This is a genomic window from Paenibacillus sp. FSL H8-0261, assembly GCF_045040645.1.
GTDB lineage: Bacteria > Bacillota > Bacilli > Paenibacillales > Paenibacillaceae > Paenibacillus_AQ.
Genome location: NZ_CP150297.1, coordinates 6,399,954 through 6,419,205 on the forward strand (window position 1 = coordinate 6,399,954; position 19,252 = coordinate 6,419,205).

General features: G+C 44.7%; 21 protein-coding genes. All 21 read right to left on the reverse strand.

The window, feature by feature from the left end; genetic code table 11:
* Positions 1 to 241: 241 nt before the first annotated feature.
* The 21 genes from hpf to MHI27_RS28685 all read right to left on the reverse strand — a co-directional run bounded on the left by hpf (position 242) and on the right by MHI27_RS28685 (position 19,211).
* The gene (gene hpf, locus MHI27_RS28585) at positions 242 to 790 is read right to left on the reverse strand and encodes a ribosome hibernation-promoting factor, HPF/YfiA family (protein ID WP_042131328.1); all 549 of its coding nucleotides are present in this window, start codon (positions 788 to 790) and stop codon (positions 242 to 244) included.
* A 229-nt stretch (positions 791 to 1,019) separates the two neighbouring features.
* On the reverse strand, positions 1,020 to 2,456 hold the full coding sequence (locus MHI27_RS28590) for an S-layer homology domain-containing protein (protein WP_405175170.1): 1,437 nt from the start codon (positions 2,454 to 2,456) through the stop codon (positions 1,020 to 1,022).
* Positions 2,457 to 2,843: 387 nt separating this feature from the next.
* Positions 2,844 to 3,041, reverse strand: coding sequence for a cold shock domain-containing protein (locus tag MHI27_RS28595; RefSeq protein WP_019915069.1), 198 nt, complete (start codon positions 3,039 to 3,041; stop codon positions 2,844 to 2,846).
* 235 nt (positions 3,042 to 3,276) lie between these two features.
* Entirely contained in the window at positions 3,277 to 3,618 is a 342-nt protein-coding gene (locus tag MHI27_RS28600) for a hypothetical protein (protein WP_405175171.1), read from the reverse strand.
* On the reverse strand, positions 3,611 to 4,021 hold the full coding sequence (gene fliS / locus MHI27_RS28605; RefSeq protein ID WP_405175172.1) for a flagellar export chaperone FliS: 411 nt from the start codon (positions 4,019 to 4,021) through the stop codon (positions 3,611 to 3,613). The genes MHI27_RS28600 and fliS overlap by 8 nt, the downstream gene beginning before the upstream one ends.
* Before the next feature lie 19 nt (positions 4,022 to 4,040).
* Positions 4,041 to 5,933: a flagellar filament capping protein FliD gene (gene fliD, locus MHI27_RS28610; RefSeq protein ID WP_405175173.1), complete on the reverse strand. Its 1,893-nt coding sequence runs from the start codon at positions 5,931 to 5,933 to the stop codon at positions 4,041 to 4,043.
* Between the two features lie 18 nt (positions 5,934 to 5,951).
* Entirely contained in the window at positions 5,952 to 6,344 is a 393-nt protein-coding gene (locus MHI27_RS28615) for a flagellar protein FlaG (RefSeq protein ID WP_341146575.1), read from the reverse strand.
* A gap of 173 nt (positions 6,345 to 6,517) precedes the next feature.
* Positions 6,518 to 8,020: a flagellin gene (locus MHI27_RS28620; RefSeq protein ID WP_405175174.1), complete on the reverse strand. Its 1,503-nt coding sequence runs from the start codon at positions 8,018 to 8,020 to the stop codon at positions 6,518 to 6,520.
* Positions 8,021 to 8,241: 221 nt separating this feature from the next.
* A complete protein-coding gene (csrA, locus tag MHI27_RS28625; RefSeq protein WP_341115999.1) occupies positions 8,242 to 8,487 on the reverse strand; it encodes a carbon storage regulator CsrA in 246 nt (81 codons plus the stop codon).
* A 1-nt stretch (position 8,488) separates the two neighbouring features.
* Positions 8,489 to 8,935, reverse strand: a complete 447-nt coding sequence (locus MHI27_RS28630; protein ID WP_341115460.1) for a flagellar assembly protein FliW — start codon at positions 8,933 to 8,935, stop codon at positions 8,489 to 8,491.
* A gap of 117 nt (positions 8,936 to 9,052) precedes the next feature.
* Positions 9,053 to 9,619, reverse strand: a complete 567-nt coding sequence (locus MHI27_RS28635) for a DUF6470 family protein (protein ID WP_405175175.1) — start codon at positions 9,617 to 9,619, stop codon at positions 9,053 to 9,055.
* Positions 9,620 to 9,634: 15 nt separating this feature from the next.
* A complete protein-coding gene (flgL, locus tag MHI27_RS28640; protein WP_405175176.1) occupies positions 9,635 to 10,552 on the reverse strand; it encodes a flagellar hook-associated protein FlgL in 918 nt (305 codons plus the stop codon).
* A gap of 15 nt (positions 10,553 to 10,567) precedes the next feature.
* On the reverse strand, positions 10,568 to 12,151 hold the full coding sequence (flgK, locus tag MHI27_RS28645) for a flagellar hook-associated protein FlgK (protein WP_405175177.1): 1,584 nt from the start codon (positions 12,149 to 12,151) through the stop codon (positions 10,568 to 10,570).
* A 54-nt stretch (positions 12,152 to 12,205) separates the two neighbouring features.
* A complete protein-coding gene (locus MHI27_RS28650) occupies positions 12,206 to 12,706 on the reverse strand; it encodes a flagellar protein FlgN (protein WP_042192416.1) in 501 nt (166 codons plus the stop codon).
* A gap of 12 nt (positions 12,707 to 12,718) precedes the next feature.
* A complete protein-coding gene (gene flgM / locus MHI27_RS28655) occupies positions 12,719 to 13,003 on the reverse strand; it encodes a flagellar biosynthesis anti-sigma factor FlgM (protein WP_042192418.1) in 285 nt (94 codons plus the stop codon).
* Between the two features lie 102 nt (positions 13,004 to 13,105).
* Positions 13,106 to 13,516: a TIGR03826 family flagellar region protein gene (locus MHI27_RS28660; RefSeq protein WP_076285720.1), complete on the reverse strand. Its 411-nt coding sequence runs from the start codon at positions 13,514 to 13,516 to the stop codon at positions 13,106 to 13,108.
* A 168-nt stretch (positions 13,517 to 13,684) separates the two neighbouring features.
* Complete coding sequence (locus tag MHI27_RS28665) at positions 13,685 to 14,503, reverse strand: ComF family protein (RefSeq protein WP_405175178.1); 819 nt, start codon at positions 14,501 to 14,503, stop codon at positions 13,685 to 13,687.
* Entirely contained in the window at positions 14,500 to 16,512 is a 2,013-nt protein-coding gene (locus tag MHI27_RS28670) for a DEAD/DEAH box helicase (protein WP_405176813.1), read from the reverse strand. The genes MHI27_RS28665 and MHI27_RS28670 overlap by 4 nt, the downstream gene beginning before the upstream one ends.
* 127 nt (positions 16,513 to 16,639) lie before the next feature.
* Positions 16,640 to 17,086: a glycosyltransferase family A protein gene (locus MHI27_RS28675; RefSeq protein ID WP_405175179.1), complete on the reverse strand. Its 447-nt coding sequence runs from the start codon at positions 17,084 to 17,086 to the stop codon at positions 16,640 to 16,642.
* A 237-nt stretch (positions 17,087 to 17,323) separates the two neighbouring features.
* Positions 17,324 to 18,046 (reverse strand): response regulator transcription factor, encoded by a 723-nt coding sequence (locus tag MHI27_RS28680; protein ID WP_042131342.1) that lies wholly within the window; start codon positions 18,044 to 18,046, stop codon positions 17,324 to 17,326.
* 4 nt (positions 18,047 to 18,050) lie between these two features.
* A complete protein-coding gene (locus MHI27_RS28685; RefSeq protein ID WP_042131343.1) occupies positions 18,051 to 19,211 on the reverse strand; it encodes a sensor histidine kinase in 1,161 nt (386 codons plus the stop codon).
* Positions 19,212 to 19,252 lie beyond the last annotated feature (41 nt).

The window sequence follows — 19,252 nt, forward strand, 5'->3', positions numbered from 1 at the left end:
GCCCATCCTCACAAAATTGAAAGGGCCATTTATAAATTCGATTCCGCTGCTTCATAAATTGTAACAGTTTGTAAGAGATGCCGCAATACAAGGTGTATCAGCCACATTTTTCAAATATAGTCGCTTATACGCACAAGAGCCCTATTCGCTGCAAGCGAATAGGGGCTCGGTTTAAATTTCTTAGGTTCTGACTAACTCTCGAGGCCCTTTATACTTAGAGCATAACTGGCATCATTGTATCTTAGCCCTGTTCAATCAGTCCATATTTACCATCATCACGTTTGTAAACTACGCTTACTTCCGAGGTGTCGATATTGGAAAACACAAAGAAATTATGTCCTACCATGTTCATTTGAAGAATTGCTTCTTCCACATCCATCGGCTTCATTGTAAAGCGTTTGTTCCGCACAACTTCTAAATCATCATAATCTTGTTCTTCTACAGCAACAGCGGTACTAGCTCCATCCACAAACAGCGTCTTCAGTCCCTCTTGACGGAACTTACGATTGATCTTCGTTTTGTGTTTGCGAATTTGACGTTCCAGCTTGTCCACAACGGCATCTATGGAAGCATACATGTCATCGCTGCGATCTTCCGCACGAAGCGTCACGCCAGCAAGCGGAATGGTTACTTCCACCGTATGAAGGCCGCGAACTACGCCAAGCGTCACAGACCCTTCAGAGGTAGGGGGTGCTTCGAAATACTTCTCAAGTTTGCTGAGCTTCTTATCAACATACTCTCTCAAAGCGTCGGTCACGTCAATTTGTTGACCTCGAATGGTGAATTGCATGGCCACTCCTCCTTTAGTTACACCTTCATTATACCAAATTGTTAAGGCTAAGTAAAAAGTAATTCCTTACAGCACTTACAATTAGATAACAAATATTGTCCTTGTGTTCACAAATAAAACAAGTCCGGTAAGAGCAACTATTCGCCTCACCGGACCAATTGTAAACCTGTCGTTATTATAGTACGAATTCCATTCTTATATTCCCAAACTGAGACAGTATAAGATTAAGTTACTTGGTATGAATATGGATGATTTCTACCGGTGACAATTGCGTACCTGATCCTGTAATAACGTATACCTTATAGGCGGTATTGGCTGTTAATCCAGTCAAAGTATGCGTATGTTTTACACCAGGAGCGAACGTAAGCATGTCCGTCCATGGAGCAGTCAATGCTTTACCAGCACTATTCTGCCCTAAAGAAATTTGTGTTGCGCTAGGTGCTTTTTCATTTGCCGGCAATACTACATATCTTACCGGTGTTGGAGTGCCACCAGTCACGCCATATTTAACATACACATCTGCTGTAACTGTACCTACTTGTCCTGGTTCAAAAAGCGTAATCGAGTTTGCTGTTGCCTGAGCAGTAGTTAATCGAACTGTTGTTACAGTAGACAGATTGCCAGATGCATCCGCTGCTACGATATATGTTGCATATTCCGTCCCAGGATTCAATCCGTAAACCGAGAATGTAACCGTTGTGTTGGCTACAGTTGCAACACTACCATGTTGTTCGCTTGCAGTTCCATTGCTGATCTGTCCTTTTTCTACCTGCAATGCACTCGGTGCACTTACGTTAGCAGTATAAGGAGCTACAACATAGTACACTGAGCCAGTTACGGAAGATGTCAGGTATACATCGGCTGTTACCGAACCAACGTTACCATAGGTTGCCCCACTTACGGTTGGTGTTGTGACATTTCCGTCACCACCGTTACCGCCGCCAGATCCACCACCTGTACTACCACCTGGAGTAGCTGTTGGCGTTGGCGTAGCGGTTGGTGTCGGAGTAGCCGTTGGCGTTGGGGTAGGAACTACTCCACCACCTGTACCACTACCTGGGTAATAAATGACTGAGGTGTTGATGATACCTACAGCCTCTGCACGTGTTAACGATCTCTTAGGACCGAAGGTTCCATCCGGATAACCGTTAATAATCTTCTTATCCGCTGCAGCGGCTACTGCACCTTTTGCCCATGCTGCAATTTGTGCGTTGTCTTTAAATTTGCTAGTAGTGCTATTGGTGCTCAATTTAAGTAATTTCGCAGCCATTACTGCTGCCTCTTGTCTTGTGAGCGGACTATTAGGACGGAACGTATTGTCCTCGTATCCTCCGATATAGCCAGCTTCCACGGCTTTAGCCACTTCACTGTAGTTCCAGTTTGTGCTTTTCATATCTTTAAAGCTTACAGTTGCTTTTTCTTTAAAACCGAACAGGCGATTTACCAGAGTCACATACTCTCCACGTGTAATTGCCTTGTTTGGTTTAACCGTACCGTCCGGGTATCCTCCAAGGTATCCACTATCTAACCATTCCTGTAGCTGAGCTTGGGCCCAGTGACCTTGAATATCCTTAGGTACGGAGGCGGCGGAGACGCTGCCAAGAGATCCTAATAACATACTAACTCCTAAAACTCCGGTCATGAGACCGCGCAACTTCTTTTTCATCCTGCTAATCATCCTCCTAAAAGTTTTGATAGCGTAGGCTATATGAATCTCTTTTTGGAAGTATTGGCCTAGGCTAACATAGTGTGCGTCGAGGTAAGATAAACAGCTCAACGTAAAGCTATTACCCACATTTCGAAGAGTTCTAACATTTTCCATATTAAAAATTTACAAAGTACGCTATTTTCTTTCTATTAACTGCCTTAATAGAGGCTTTTGAGAGCACAAATTATCCCCACAAAGTGGAGCTTTACTTCGATGCATACTCAGGTACTTTGCGGGGGCCCCAAGCACACAAAAAAAGGACCTTGGGAGAAATCCCAAGATCCTTGCTAGCGCTGTCTAAATTGCTAACCATCTACTTATATGTAGGTCGGCTTAGCCGTATGATTATAATTTGATTACGTTAGCTGCTTGTGGTCCGCGTGCACCTTCAACGATATCGAACTCTACGGATTGGCCTTCATCCAAAGTTTTGAAACCATCTGTTTGAATCGCGGAAAAGTGTACGAATACGTCGCCACCGTCTGCAGTCTCGATAAAACCATAACCTTTTTCTGCGTTAAACCATTTTACTTTACCTTCCATTGATTAAACATTCCCTTCGTCATCAGATGAACGTGAGTCTTGCTCACAAATCGACTATACCACCGTAACTTCTTCATTGTCAATTGGAAAAGTAAATGTTTACATGCAATAATTTACCACGTAAAATAGGACGTTTAATTTACCATAATCAAGAAATAGCTGCGGCGTAAGGATCAAAAAAAGAGCAGACGGTATTTAATACCCGTCTACTCCTATAGTGAAACACCGAAATAAATTATTTTCTACGATCCATTAGAAAACTATCTGGGGTATAAGCGGCCTCGTAGGCGCTGCGCTGTACCTTGGCCTGATTACGCTTCTGCAACCAGTCCAGAGCCTCGAGGCAAAGAGTGTTCATGCGAGCAGTGATTTCTGAATCATGATGCAAAATTCGTTCAATTTCGACTTTTTGCGCTTCCGTTGCAGGAATCAACGAGAACTGTCGGATGATGTCATCAATCAATTTCTGACGTTCGTCCACGAAAGACTCTAACTCTTCAAATTCGACTTCGTATAACCGCTCCATTATATTCTGCGTCAATTGCTTCAACTCTATAATAAGCTTATCTTTATCCATTTGAAATTTCCGTAGATAACGGCTGCTGACCTTGACCTGCTGCGATTTTGGAAGCCTGTAACCACGTTTCCCGTAGTTCAATCAAATATCCCACCGCTTCCTCAGCCTTTGTTGTATCTTTGCGTATATTGGCCTCAACAAGTAGAAAATTTGTATATTCATAGAGTGAATACAGGTTCTTGGATACTTCATAATTATTATCAAGAGTGCTCATCAGCTCACTGACAATGGTTTGGGCCTTGCCAAGATTGATATTGGTTTTTTCAAGGTCATCCCGCTTTAAACCATCTAAACCAGCCCGAATGAAACGAATCGCTCCATCATAGAGCATAAGTACCAGTTGAGCAGGCGTAGATGTCTGAACAGAAGACTGCCGGTATTTATCGTAAGGAGAATTAATCAATAATCTCACCCTTTAACTATTATGATGATAGACCTAAGCTGGAGAGTAAACTGGAGGACTGGGATTGCAACTTGCTCATTGCTGTTTCCATGGCAGTAAACTGTTTGTAATAGCGGTTTTCAGCATTAACGAGATTCTTATTCATAACTCCGATTCTTCTATTATAATCCTTTAGTGTCCTTCCCATGACACTTTCTTCCTTGAAACTACTAGTCAGGTCCATTGTAAATCTGTTAGTACCAGCTCGATCAGAGATTTTTTGAATCGCACTTGTCATATTAGCAGCTAACTTATCAAATAAACCAGAATCTGAAGCACTTGCTGGACCTTGAAACAAATCTAAAGCAAGTTGAGGATTGGCACTGATAGCTTTCTTCAACTTTGTTTCGTCTTCAAGTATTAATTTACCGTTCTCCATATACTTTCCTGTGGTAATACCAAGCGCACCGAGTGGACCGAGTTGTTGAGTAATAACCATGCGCATCTCAGACAAAACAGTTTTCATGATATCGTCATTTTTGAAGAGCCCACTCTTTGCTTTTTCTGTCCAGCTTTTTATATCATCTTCTTTCAATTCCTTTTTCTGCTCGTCCGTCAATGGCTTGAAATCTCGGAACTTGGCCTCATCAACTTTTGTGTTGAGCATTTTGATCAAATCGTTATAATCTTCTATAAATCCCTTGATGGATTCTAAAACTTTTTCTGGATCAGATTGATTTTTTACTATAAGGGGGGTATCAATCTCTGTTCCACCACTGTCCTTTACAACAGTCGCCTTCAACAAAGTGAGTTGAAAACCATTAATTGTGAAAGTATTACTCTTTATATTATCAAGTTTTTCACCATTGATAGTAACTTTTGCATTCTTCCCATCTATGACTTTCTCAATAGCATCATTTCCAATTACTTTTGGCACTGTCCCATTAAACATCTTTAATAGCTCATAGGAACCGCCGCCCATTACTACTGCACCATCATCTTTGCCTACAATTTTTAATTTTTTCCCATCAAAACTAGCTATAACATTAGCTCCAACCTGATCATTAATTTCCTTTACCAAATTAGCAATTGTAGTGTTTGCCTCGAAATTAAAGGACTTTCCATTAATACTAAAATTGTATTTCTTCGAATTAGCTTCTTCCACAGTTAAGTTTTGCAGTTGTCCCATTGTTGTTATAGATGCATCTATCGTTGATTCCAACCCATTTGTTTCAACAACTTTTGTTTTAGAAAAAAGACCAATTAATGAGTTCCCTTGCGTGGGATTAACAATTTCTACAGTTCCACCCTCACCACTATCTTTTGCAGAAATTGTTAACTTTCCTGTAATCTCATCAAAACTTGCAATCGCATTTGCTTTTTCATTTGAATTAATTGTTGCTACCAATGTAGAAATGGATGTTCTGCCATTAAAAAGCGACTTACCATTCTTATCTTTAAAATCTGCACCATTTATTTTAATATCAAACCCTTTATTCAGATACTCTTCCACTTCTTTTGGGGTCATGACTGACAGATCAACATTATCTAGCTTAGCTAATGATGTAGACCCTGTTATTCCCTGACCTAGTCCAGGTGTTGAGTAGGTCGTTCTGGTCGCCAATTGAGTAACGCTGATCTTCATTTCAATTCCATTGGCCATCGACGTTGCCTCAGCTTTTACCGCATCTGTATTTCCTGTGACAACTGCCTTATTAGCATTTAGTGCGGAACTGCTACCATACTTAGTTCCCAGTTTATTAGTCCGGAAATCATAGAGCCTACTGTTCAACTCACGATAACCTTCCCGCTTCCATTCCAGAAGCTGTTTATCTTGATTAAGTTTTTCAAGTGGCACTCTTTTGGCATTCATCATATTCTTGACCATACTGTCAATATCCATTCCCGAGAATCCGTTTACTCGTGTAACCAAAACAACACCCCCATAATGTTATATTTTTTCGTCTACCAAAATCCCGGCGATCTCCATCATATTGGCTACAAGATCCAGCGTTTTCTCTGGAGGAACTTCACGAATCAACTCACCAGTGTCTTTATTGAGTACCTTCACCATAATTTCATGCGTCTTTTCATGAATTGAAATCTCCAGAGTGGTCAATGGTCCTTGTAATGATTTTACCGCCTGTTCAATTGTACGGATGAGTTGTTTTTCGGCAATTGACACGTTTACTCCCTGCATTTCTTTTGCACTCATATCTCTGGTGTCTCTGATCAGAGATGTTTTACTAGCCTGTGACCCCGCACCTGTATTTTGCTTGTTGTCTGCGGCTCCGCTCTGTCCCGTTATATTGGGAGTAGCAGTAAGCGAGAATTGTATATTCATTAATTCGACCTCCAACAAAGCTCGATTTATACTATATATCGGTTTATTTGAGGGATAATTTAGGACTTTAACCTGTCAAGCAAAAAAAAGAACACTTCCAGCAGCAGATTGATTACCAAAACAAAAAAAGGCCCCAGGGATATCCCCAGGACCAGAACAAAGCAGAATTAATTTTAACGAAGCAATTGCAGAACGCCTTGCGGTTGTTGGTTCGCTTGAGCCAACATAGCTTGGGAAGCCTGTGCAAGAATGTTGTTCTTGGTTTGCTGCATCATTTCTTTAGCCATATCTACATCACGGATACGGGATTCAGCAGCTGTCAAGTTCTCTGAAGAAGTTCCCAAGTTGTTAATGGTGTGTTCCAAGCGGTTTTGAACAGCACCCAGTTTTGAACGTTCACCAGATACGTTTTCAAGAGCGCTTTGAATTGTAGTAATAGCTTTGGAAGCATCTGCTGAAGTAGCGATGCTGATTTTTTCTCCTCCAATAGTAAGACCAAGCGCTTTAGAAGACATATCCTCAATGTCAAGCTTCATTGTTTGGTTCTCATTGGCACCAATCTGGAAAGTAGCGGAGCTGTCAGTTCTTGCTGCAAGAGCATCCTTAGCTTTCAGGCCATCGACAACAAGCTTGTCTCCACCAGCTATATCAGCTGCACCTCTCTTAATAGTGAGACCGTTGTAAACGATATCAGCCGTTCCAACTTTACCGGATCTGTCCACAGTAGTGGATACATTACCAGATGCATCTGTGAATTTATCTGTTACTGTAAGAGCAGTTGTGCTGTGATTGGTCGAAGCTGGGGCTGCTGCTCCGAACAAAACATTAGTTGCTCCTGTTGCAGATGGAGTAGTTTGCTTAATACTAAGTGCAGTAGCTGAAGCTGCCTTGCTGGAAACAACCAATTTACCATCTACTAATTCAGCCTTAGCATTCGTTTGTGTAGTGATTGCATTCATTAAATCTGCCACAGTACTGTTAAGGTTAATACCTGTCAGTCCAGTTTCAGCGCCAGCATCACCTACTGCTAGACCCGCCACATCTGTAATGCCTAGAGAAGCAAGAGTTTCTGTTCCATTAAAGTTAGAAGCTGTTCCTTTTACTTCACCAGCAACACCTGTTGAGAACGTAATTTCATGTGTACCAACTTTATTACCTGTAAGAACACCGGTTGCTCCTGTGATATTAGCAGTAGAAGAACTTTTGAAGTTAGCTTGTCCTTCAACTACTCCAGCAGTTGCAGTTCTTGCAGCTCCAAGGTTACCATTCAATAGTTTCTTAGTATTGAATTCTGTTGTGTTCGAGATACGATCGATTTCATCAACAAGTTGACTAACTTCTTTTTGAAGTTCTCCACGGTCCAGGTCGTTGTTAGTATCGTTTCCGGATTGCACTGCGATCTCACGCATACGTTGCAGGATGCTGTGAGTTTCGCTCAAAGCACCTTCAGCTGTTTGAATCAAAGAGATACCGTCTTGAGCATTACGGGAAGCCTGATCCAAACCGCGGATTTGACCGCGCATTTTTTCGGAGATTGCCAGGCCAGCTGCGTCATCACCTGCACGGTTGATGCGAAGACCGGAAGACAGTTTCTCGATATTTTTGTTAGTGTTGGCAGTGTTTGTAGACAGTTGGCGATGAGTGTTCAAAGCCGCGATATTGTGGTTGATAATCATTTGATATTTCCTCCCTGAAATTAAGTTAGTTCCACATCCATGTGGTAAACGCCGAACCATTAAGGTCGGCCGCCCTGCCGGATCAGCGTCTACTACATATATCGACGACATGTACCCAACTGTTTAGAGCATTTCGAAGTTTTTTTAAAATTTCTTGGAGAATCTGCCTATATCACAAAAAAACCTGAGGCTGCAGCCCCAGGAATGAGTTTTGTAGACACTTATTCGTTATTGCCATTGGGTACGCGAAGCCGATGAATCAGCGCATTAAGATCCGATTGCAACGGAGCAGCCGATTCACGGTTTGCTTCCTGTATAGACAGATATACTTCTTTACGGAAAATATCGACATGCTTGGGAGCGGCAATGCCTATTTTAATCGTATCTCCCTCCACACTTAAGACCGTTAGTTCAATCTGATCTTGAATGACGATGGACTCCCCTTTTTTGCGGGAAAGCACGAGCATATTATCCACCATCCTTTCCGTCTATTGCTGGCTGCTCTTGCAGCAGGCTATGCTTGGTGTGATAAGCTGTTCTGTGTAGAACAATTTGTTTACCCGCTTTACCATCAGGATTCAATACAATGGGAGCCAGCAGATTGATTGTAGACTGCTCAACTTGTTCCTTCAGCGTAATGATGCAACGGACAACCACATTCGAACCAATCCGGAGCTCTTCAGCTTCATCATCCAGCAGTTCAAATTCATAGGAGGGATAAAATATAAACGGATCACCAAGCAGAAAGGATAATCCTTCGTTCTTCACTGACTGCAAGTACCAGAAGGGAGATTCAGCCATTTCTATCAATGCGAAATCTGTTTCTTCGTCGAATCCTGGGATTCCTTTAGAAAAATGATAAAGCTGTTCCTCGTTCACTTCAAGTTTGCCCCAAGACAGTGTTTCTATAATCAAGTTGTTCACTCCTCAAAAGTTCTGCATAGCAAAACTGGTTCTTAACTTACTTCATTCGGATTCTAAATAACAGAAAAGCTATAGAGGCGCTTTCCGGCACATCTATAGCTTAAGAAGCTACAACTGAACATTCAGTTCTGGTGGAATAAACTGAATCGAAGCATATTGCTGCATGTATATGTTCAACTTCCCACGGGTATATTCAATTTCTGGATTACGTCTCTCCACCTGAATATCCACTTTTGCGGCTCGAAATTCGATTTGCGGGGCTCTCGTTTCGATATGAATATCTACATTGTCATATGATGCTGGACCGCGAATCTCAGGAAACGAGTTGGGCTGGGTATCCGTGCCGTAAACTTCTGCAATTGTGTTACCAGGTCTGAAAAACTGAGCCATACGATTCCCTTGCTCGACCTTTCTAGCAATGCCCTGAAGATACAACTGCTGAATTCCAGAGTAAATCCGTCTATTCATATCGAGCATCTTCCCGCCATTATAAGCTTCCCATGCTCGAGATTGATCTACAGTAAGCTCAGGCCGAGTGGATTGAACCGTTAATTGCCCCGGAGTGGTTGTAACATTGACCTCAGCCTTTGGCTGGGTTATTGAGTATGTGCCCGGATCAGCATCAATTCCAATTACAGCAGGTGTCTGACGGATTTGCAGTATCGGCTGAAGCAACGAGAACCACCTCCGTTATCTTATAAAGTCCACAAGAGATGTTGAAATAATCTTCGCACCTACAGATAAGGAGGCATTATAGATATTCTCTTGAATCTTAGAGTTCATAATCAAACCTTCGTAGTCTGCATCTTCTGTCTTCGCTTGGAGATCGGTTAAGTTTACATTTAAATCACTAAGCCGATCCTGCATTAATTCCACACGGTTGGTTTTGGCCCCTATTTCAGAGCGCGCCGTCAGAATTTTTTCCATCCTTGTATCAATTAAACCAAGTTGTGCCGATATTCCTTTGGAATCACCGGATTTCAAAGCAACTGATAATTGATTAATGATTGCAAACAAATTGTCAGCATCCCCAGTATTACCAAATACGTCATTGCCAGTCGTACTAATAGGCATACGAACATCATCACCTACAATAAACTGAATCTGTCCGGTATCTGTTGTAATCGCCTTAGATACATCATAAGTGCCATCTGCACCTTTAGTGAAATCATAAGGTTTTGTGTTGTATTGCTCACCATTAAAAATATATTTACCATTCAACGTACTATTTGCAATATCCACAAGTTGGTCTTTTAACTGCATCACTTCGGCATTAATACTGTCCAGTGCTGACTGTGGATTAGTCCCTGTCGCAGCCTGTACAGACAGTTCACGAATCTTTTGAACAACATCTCCGGCTTGACCTAGGACGGTATCATTATAATCCAGCCATGAAAGAGCGCTATCTACATTCTTAGTATATTGCTCGTTAGAAGAAAGCTCCGCACGATAGCGCAGGGAATACGTAATCCCTACCGGATCATCGGAAGGCTTGTTGATTTTTTGTCCGCTTGAAAGCTGTAATTGTGTGTCGTTCATTGTACGTGCATTGCGGTTTAGGTTAAGCAGAAGCTGTGAATTCATCATGTTAGAGGTTACTCTCAACATACGCTATATCTCCTTTTATCTGCCGACTGTGCCGGTGGAATTAATCAATTTGTCGAGCAGTTCATCAAAAGTAGTCATAAAACGTGCTGCGGCACTATAAGCATGCTGGAACACTAGCATATTCGACATTTCTTCATCTAGCGATACTCCGCTAACAGATTGCCGACGGGAGTTAACCTGCTCTACCAGATAATCTGAGTTATCAGTTTGACGCGCTGCCTCCTGCGATTGAATACCCAATTGGCCAACCATAGAGCCTAGAAGCCCACCCACAGTATTGCTAACTTTACCGTCGGGCGTAGTGAATTTACTATCCTTCAGGTTTGTCAGCAAGAGCGCCAGGGTGTTATTTCCTTTAACGACCTGTGTGTTGCCAGCTGCATCTACAGTAGTGCGCAATGAGGTTGCGAATAAGTTAACATCTGCAGCAATTTCCGGATTCAACTTGATCGTTCCAGCGTCACCAGAGGTTACAAAGAAATCACGACCTGAGCTTCCATCCATCGCATAACCTAACTTGTGAAGTCCGTTCAGTCCTTTGACAATGGTTTTAGCGTCCTCATACATCGTTGCTCCCTTAGGCATTGCCTGACCAGCGGCCAAAGTAACTACAGTACCATCCGCTTGAGTAATCTTAGCATCATTAGTTAACATGGTACCCTCAGGAAGATTAGAACCTGCCGGTATTGTAATTTCAACGTCACCAGTAGCAATCGTACTAGCCATATCGTTTAGTTGTTTCTTGTAGTCGGTAACATAAGTATTTTTGGAGAAAATCATTCCGTAGGCCTCGCCGCCCTTCAAAGTTCCAGCGGCATAAGCATTATTAAGAAATGCACTATCTACGGTTGCAGTAACTTCTCCACCCTCTACCAATGGCTGTCCACCCAGAGAAACGTTATAACCAGCTTCCGTCTCTACAACGGTAATATTAGCAATTTTGGATAGCTTGTCTGCCATCAGATCACGTTGATCGCGTAAATCATTCGCTTGATCGCCCATACCTTCGATCTTATAGATCGATTTATTCAAGTCTGCGATAGCGGTCAGGTAACCCTGAGCCTCTTTTGCTTTAACGTCAATATTAGTAGTTAGATCCCGATCGAGATTATCTAATTGCGTGCTCATATAATTCATGGCATCGGTCAGAGATTGTGCAGTTTGCACTACAATCTTACGAGCAGTAGGATCCTCAGGGTTTTTACTAAGGTCAGACCATGATTTCCAGAAGTTATCTAGAACGGTACGGATACCTGTATCCGATGGCTCATTAACGATGGCTTCCAGCTTAGAGAGCGTGTCTGCTTGAAGTTTCCAGTTACCGAAAGCAGAATTCTCACCACGGTACTGATCATCCAGAAACATTTCCCGAATCCGATCGATAGATGAGAATTCCACCCCTGTACCCATTTGACCAGGAACGGTAGATTTATTAAATCCGTATGCTTCAATAGGTAAAGCAGCCTTCATATTTACACGTTGACGAGTATAACCCTCGGTATTCGCATTTGCGATATTGTGTCCAGTCGTATTAAGAGCTGCGGTCTGAGTAAAAAGGCTGCGTCTCGCCGTCTCTATCGAGTGAAATGTGGATGTCATGCTGCTTACTCCTCCTTATGTTCTGCTCTGACAGAACACTTCATCAGTACAATTCTAGCCTCGTGCATCAAAAATCCCCGACCGATTCACGCCATTACCCTTATCGGACGGACGATGATAAGTGATATCCTGATTCGGTCTTCCGACCAGCAGATCCAAAGAATAATCTATAAAAGTAAGCGACTGCTCTATCAGCTTCTGATTTAGCTCATTTGCTTCTTTCAAGCGGTGCAAAGTGCCAGAAAGCTTCTGCTGAATATGCAGCAGTCGTGCCTTGTCTTCAGGGTCAAATATAAGTCTGGACAGCTCAGTTAGGTTCAGGTTCAGGTTGGAACGAATACCTACGCCTTGTAGAACGGTATACGCTGCCGCGATTCGCTGTTCCTCGAGCTGCCCAATCAGCTTCATTAGCTTGGACTCACGGTTCAGGATGTCGATTAAGGCATCCACCTTGTTGTCCATAATCGTCTGTTTTTTCTCAGCGGCCAGCTCCAGCATTTGGTTATGCACTTCGTCCAGCCGCTCCAATAGTTCTATTAATGTCGTCAATGCCATGGATGGTTTCACCTAATTCTCGGAGGATTGCTTAAAGTAAGGGGCGAGTTTCTCTGCTAGCTTAGCTGCATCTACTTGATAGGTACCTGCGGAGACCTGTTGCTTTAAACTGTCGATCTTAAGCGCACGTTCAGCATCATTACCAGAATTTTGTGCTTGCAAGAGCTGAATTGCTTCATCAGAGATCGAAACCTCATCCTTGCGTGAACTTTTCTTCATTTGTTCCTGCCTTTGCGCATCCGCGCTGCGTTGATACGGATTCATCGCGTTAATTCGTCCGGTCTCGTTAATTTTCATAACTTCACCTTCCTTCTAATATAAAAAAGCCGATAATCTTTACTAAGTTTATCGGCGTAGACTGAAACATTCTTTATAGCTGCAAACGTTTTTTTGCAGATTTTATAGGTCACGCAACTTGTCTATGGCACGATATGCACCGTCTGTTGTCTTTTTGGTAGAATCCTCAGCAGCACTTTCCTTGGCGGCATTGGAGAGATCCTTCCTTAGCCGAGAACGGCAGCTATCACACATATGCCCATCGCGAATCAGCGTTCCACACACCTCGCAGGGATACATCATATTAGGAGCGTTAGCTATAGATATCCGGCCCTCTCGAATAAAGCGGGTGATCTCCTTAATCGAAATTCCTGTAGCATCGGACAACTCTTGAATGTTGGTTCCTTTGTTCTCCCGCAAATAATCCACGCAGATCTCATATTCATGCTCCAGCTCTTTGATGCAGGGCTGGCACAACCCCATAAGATTCTTAACAAACAACCGGCCGCACCTTGGACAATTGTCTAGATTCATAACAAGCAGCCGCTCCTCTCCGTACATTCTGTACAACGCATAATATCCTTATGCTCCTAGATTACATGATTGCAAAGAATTCGTCTATGGGACGGAAGAAACGCTATTACGGGCATGGATCTCTTCAAAAAGTGAATGGGCTGTTCACAATCATGCATTTCGCTCTCCTCAGGAACGTGCCCAAGTTAGGCTATACACCTCTACCGTATAACCATAATCTGAACCCATTTGTTGTATGATCTCAGCGCACGCACGAATGGTACTGCCCGTTGTATAAATATCATCAACAATAATAATCCGAAGAGGACGATTTAGAGATACCTCACTATTCATCCAATCCGCAAATTGTTTTGTTACTGCCGGATTCTCCACAAAAGCGTACTTCATATCCGTTAGTCGTTCCGCTCGGCTCTTAAAACTCTGTTTTCCCGTATGATGTGTACGGATTAGCAGCGGAAGCTGTGGGACCTTTCTACGTCTAGACAGCACATCCGCCAATCTTTCCGCTTGATTAAATCCTCGCTCCATAAGCCGGGCATCACTGACAGGCACTGGCACTAACAAATCAGCAGACCAAGAACGATGGATGATGGATGGTTTTCGGGATAAAAGAGCGCTCTGCTTCTCTTTTTTTAGGGTTAGATAGGCTCTATCCAGCATGAGGCCTAGTAAAGGGGCATACCGTTCATTCCCGCGATATTTATACTGACCCAACCATTCTCGCATAACACTAGTGTAGGCCACTGCACTCCGATTACAAATAATCGGTGACGGTTCACTACTGCGGGTACAGTCAGGACAGCCCACATGCCGACCACATTTCATGCAACGAGGGGAACTTATCCAAGGAATGGATTCTACGCATATTCTGCAAACTCCAGGAAATTGTGAGGATCCAGGATTACGCTTGCCGCAGGTTAAGCATGGAGTTACGGAAGGGGACAAGAGTGCCCGAGATTTGGTTAACCATGAGAACAGAGAGCTCATCTCGGCGCCTCCTTGCTAATGTATCCTTTGCGGCGAGCGATGATGTTCATAGTACGGATTTGGGAGATCGCTCCTCGCTGTGATCGGGTCCATTGGGGAGAGGCAAATACAACACGCCCAGCAGGATCATCCTTAGATCGCCCGGCACGTCCAGCCATCTGAACCAAGGAGGCTTCGTCAAAAAGATCGCTATCCGCATCCAAAATAAATACATCGCTGCGTGGGACTGTAACTCCTCGTTCCAGAATCGTAGTCGTTACTAATAGGGAGATAGCCCGGTCGCGAAAAGCAGTTACCTTCTCTGCCCGGAAGGAATCTTTGGAGGAAGTACCCTCGATAACTACGCCGGGAAAGCTCCGACGAAGCAGAACCAGTAATCCTTCAATATGTGCAATACGCGACACAAAACAAAAGATTTGCGCCTCGCGCTCGAGCGACTTACGAAGCGTATGTATGAGAGATCTAGGTAACATCCCACGCTTTAGGCATGTTTGAACGGATGTCATGGTCAGATGCTGTGGCACAGGCAAGGGATGACCATGGAAGCGAACAGGTACTCTGGCATGTGGAAGTCTGCCTAACCGGACCAACCGCTGCATTTCTTGTGGTGGAGTAGCTGATAAGTAGATAAAAGAGCCATCTACCTTACAGGCTTGTTCAGCGGCATAAGCCAGCATAGGATCATTGTGATAGGGGTACGCGTCCAGCTCGTCTATGATAACGAGATCAAAGCCATGATGGAAGCGCAGCAGCTGATGGGTGGTCGCGAGCGTTAAGCGACCACTCACCCAGCGTTCTGCGCTGCCGCCGTAAAGCACGGCGAGAGTCTCCGCCGGGAAAGCTTTGGCGAGCCGCGGAGCGAGCTCGAGTACGACGTCGCGTCGCGGCGTCGCTACGAGCGCCCGCCCACCGGCGGCGAGCACGGCCTCTAGGAGCGGGAAGATCATTTCTGTCTTCCCGGCTCCCGTCACCGCCCAGAGCAGGAACCGCTCTGGGCACGGTTTGGCGGAGTGCTCGCGCCGCTCCGCCAGAAAACCCAGCGCAGCGCCAGCGGCTCCCGCCTGCGCTGGGCTGAGCCCCCACCGACCTGCGGCCGCGGTGGGGTCAAGGGCGGCCGTGCACCGCACGGCCGGAAGCGCTGCACTGCGCAGCAGCAGCGCACAAGCCCGGCTGCGCCCAAGTGCGAGGCAGGCCTCGCAATAGGCGCAGCCCATAAGGCCGCACGCGGCGCATGCCGTGCGGCCGGTGGGAGCGCTGCCGCAACGCAGGCAGCGCGAAACCGCGCGGCGGGCGACAGCGCCGCGCCACAATACGTGCGGCAGCCTAGCCGCCGCACGCGCCAGAGCGCCAGCGCCCGCAGGGAGCTGGCGGGCCCACGCCCCAAGCTCAGCCGGGGCGCGACTACCAACGGCAGCTGTCAGTTGCAGCCGCCCCTGCAAATGCGCCAGTTGTGCCGCCTGGCGCCAACGACCTGTCAGCTCTGGCAATCCTTCTGCCAGCAGCGCCTCAATTTCCGGCTGCAGTAAAGAGCGGCCGGCCACAGCCCACGATAGTTGTTCTGCCTCCGATTCAAGCAAAGCATAATCGAGATCATTTCTTCTACTGTAACTTCTGCTATCAATGTTCTTCTTACCCTGTTCTATTACCCAACCTAATTCATAAGGTCGCCATAGCGATACCCCATCACTAAGGCACTCTTCCTTTCCCATTCCTCCTGTTTCCCTTTCCTCCTTCAACTCAGGCTCAAGAACACTGCTTACGTATTGACCCCACTCCTTAGCCCCCCAGTTCCTCATTCCGCCCCTTTGTTTAAAATAATCGCGGAGCTTCACCGCCCACCCCAGCGGCAGTACAGGAGATAATAAGACCAGTTTGTCCACCGTTACTAAGCCTCTGCCTTGACGCTCCGGTCCAGCGCCAGACCACCACCATCTATCTACTGTAAGATCTAAAGAAATCCAAATACTCCAGATCCCTCTACATTCCAAGGCATACACAGCCGCTCGCATAAAATCCGCCTCCTTAACTTTCACCATAAATCACTCTCCCCCACAACACTCCCCTTACCGCCAAACGCAAAAAGCACACTCCTCCATTTCTTGGAGAGTGTGCTTCACCCGTTACTCACATATTCACTTAAAATCTGTCGCGCTTTGATTCGCATCCCCTACTTCCTGCCATCCCCATAAAAGGCAACGAAACAGACTGCCCTGACAACCGCAAGTCTACCACAATCCCTTGTTGCTGCAACTCTTCTTCACTCACCTGAAAAGTGTACATAGATGTTGCAAGATCGATAGAGCAGCCACTATCAGCCAGCCTGGAAACAATTCCAAGGGTTCCATCGCTCGAGCCATCATCCATGAACGTTACTCGAAATCGTTTTCCGGTTAAACATGCTTGAAATGTCAGCGCCCGAATGTACCATTCCACAACAGATGCATGATTGCGGGTAATCAAAATATAATGAATCCATTTCACGGACTGCGGTGTCTGCCGCACCTTCTGCCGATTATGCAGCATATGAATAATCACTGCAGCGGATACATAAACAGCCGCAATCCATATCAACTGGGCTACCATGGAGATGCACCTCCTCTGTATACCAACACTATATGCCGGCTTTAAAAGGTCGGTGACTGCCCAGAGTTCCTATCAAGCATAAACGCCTTCGGCGTCCTTGCAAGGACGGTAAGCGTTTAAGCGAGAAATATAAGACATAAAGTATGGAGTGAAACTTATACTTTCTTATATTTTAAAGGAACAAGCTGTGCTCTCCTTGAATTCATTCCTATATGTACCGTAAATCTGTAAATATTCTTATAAGGTTACCCAACCATATTTGATCGAGTTAATTACAGCTTGCGTACGATCATCAACTTCCATTTTTTGCAAAATGCTGCTCACATGGTTTTTGACCGTTTTTTCACTAATAAATAAATACTCACCGATCATTTTGTTACTCTTACCTTCCGCCATCAGCCGCAGTACTTCTGCTTCACGACGTGTTAGAGGATTGTTGTCACCGGCCACAAACTTAACACCGGCTTCCTTCACTACCGTATCAGCAGCTACTCCAGTCTCATTAAGGTAAGTCATGCGCCGCAATTGATTGATTAGCTTTCCGGTAACCTTTGGATGAATAAAAGCGTGTCCCTCACAGACCGAACGGATCGCATTAATAAGGGATTCAGCCTCCATATCCTTTAATAAATAACCATTGGCACCCTTACGAAGGGTTTCAAACACATAACTCTCATCATCATGAATCGATAAAATAATTACCTTAACCTCCGGGAACATCTCCCGCAGTTTTTGAGTGGCCTCCACGCCATTCTCAATAGGCATATTAATATCCATCAGTACGATGTCTGGTTTAGTTCCGTTACAGAACTCTAATACCTGGATACCGTCACCACATTCACCGATGACTTCGATATCCTCCTCCATATTCAAAATACGTTTCAGCCCTTCACGAAAAAGCTGATGATCATCCGCCAAAAGAACTTTAATGGGCGTTTTAGTAGAGTTTAAGTTCTCCATCACATTACTCCTTCCCTTTCTCCACGTTCGTCGGAATGTGGATCACGATTGTTGTCCCCTGATTCTCGGCTGATATGATTTCCATTCTGCCTTCAAGCAGCTCTACACGTTCCCGCATACCTACTAGCCCGAAGCTTTCACGATTGCCCTGCGGATTTTTTAATTTCTGCACATTAAAACCTAATCCATTATCCTTAATCACAATCTTAATTAACTGCGCTTGGTAAGTAATCTCTACCAATACGAAACTCGGGTAGGCATGTTTAGCTGCATTAGACAAAGCTTCCTGGACCAATCGGTATACCGCTGCCTCCATGGCTGAAGATAGTCGATGTTCCTGACCTCTGGTTTCCAAGGTCGTCCTCAGCTTCGTCTTCTCCTCAAAATCATGCACATATTTCCGCAAAGTCGGAATTAATCCCAAATCATCGAGAGCCATCGGTCGTAAATTAAAGATGACCTTACGCATTTCTTCCAGGCTGTATCGAACCTGTCCTTTCAAATCTATTACTTCGTCCTGCACCAACCCAAATTCCTGCTTTACCAGCATTCTTTCTACAATTTCCGTCCTAAGGACTAGATTCGCCAGCATTTGAGCAGGACCATCATGAATTTCCCGGGCAATTCTCTTCCGTTCTTCCTCTTGAGCCAGGATTATCTTGAGTCCTATCATCTGTCTATTCTTCGCAGATTCGACAATTCTCGTCACCTGACCTAGTTCTCCCGACAAATATTCGAGCACTACGCTCATTTGCGAACCAATTGACTCTGCGCGCTCTACAGAATTTTCGACACTGCGCACTCGCATCTGTAATTCATCACGTCTTGATCGAAGATAGACCTCTCGCTCACGCGTCATCATGAGTTCGAGCTGTAGCTCCGTAGCCTTCTCATAGGCAATACGAATATCCTTCTCCGAGTAGCGGACAAAGTCCCGGCTGACCTCTGTCAGCCGGATTCTGGAGCGATGATACTGCAGCTCCAGCTTGTCTACTTTTTTCAATGTCTCATCCGTTTCGTCCATGACCCGCTGCAGTTCTTTGTTGAGTGCAGCAAGTTCATCACGCGCAACCTGCAATATTTCAAAAATCTGATACTTGCTGCTCTCCATCACGTCGATGGTATTTTTAATGACGCGATCAATCGCATCGGCTTGAAATTCCACGGATGCTTGCCCCTTTTCTATCGAATCGTTTTAAAGGTTTT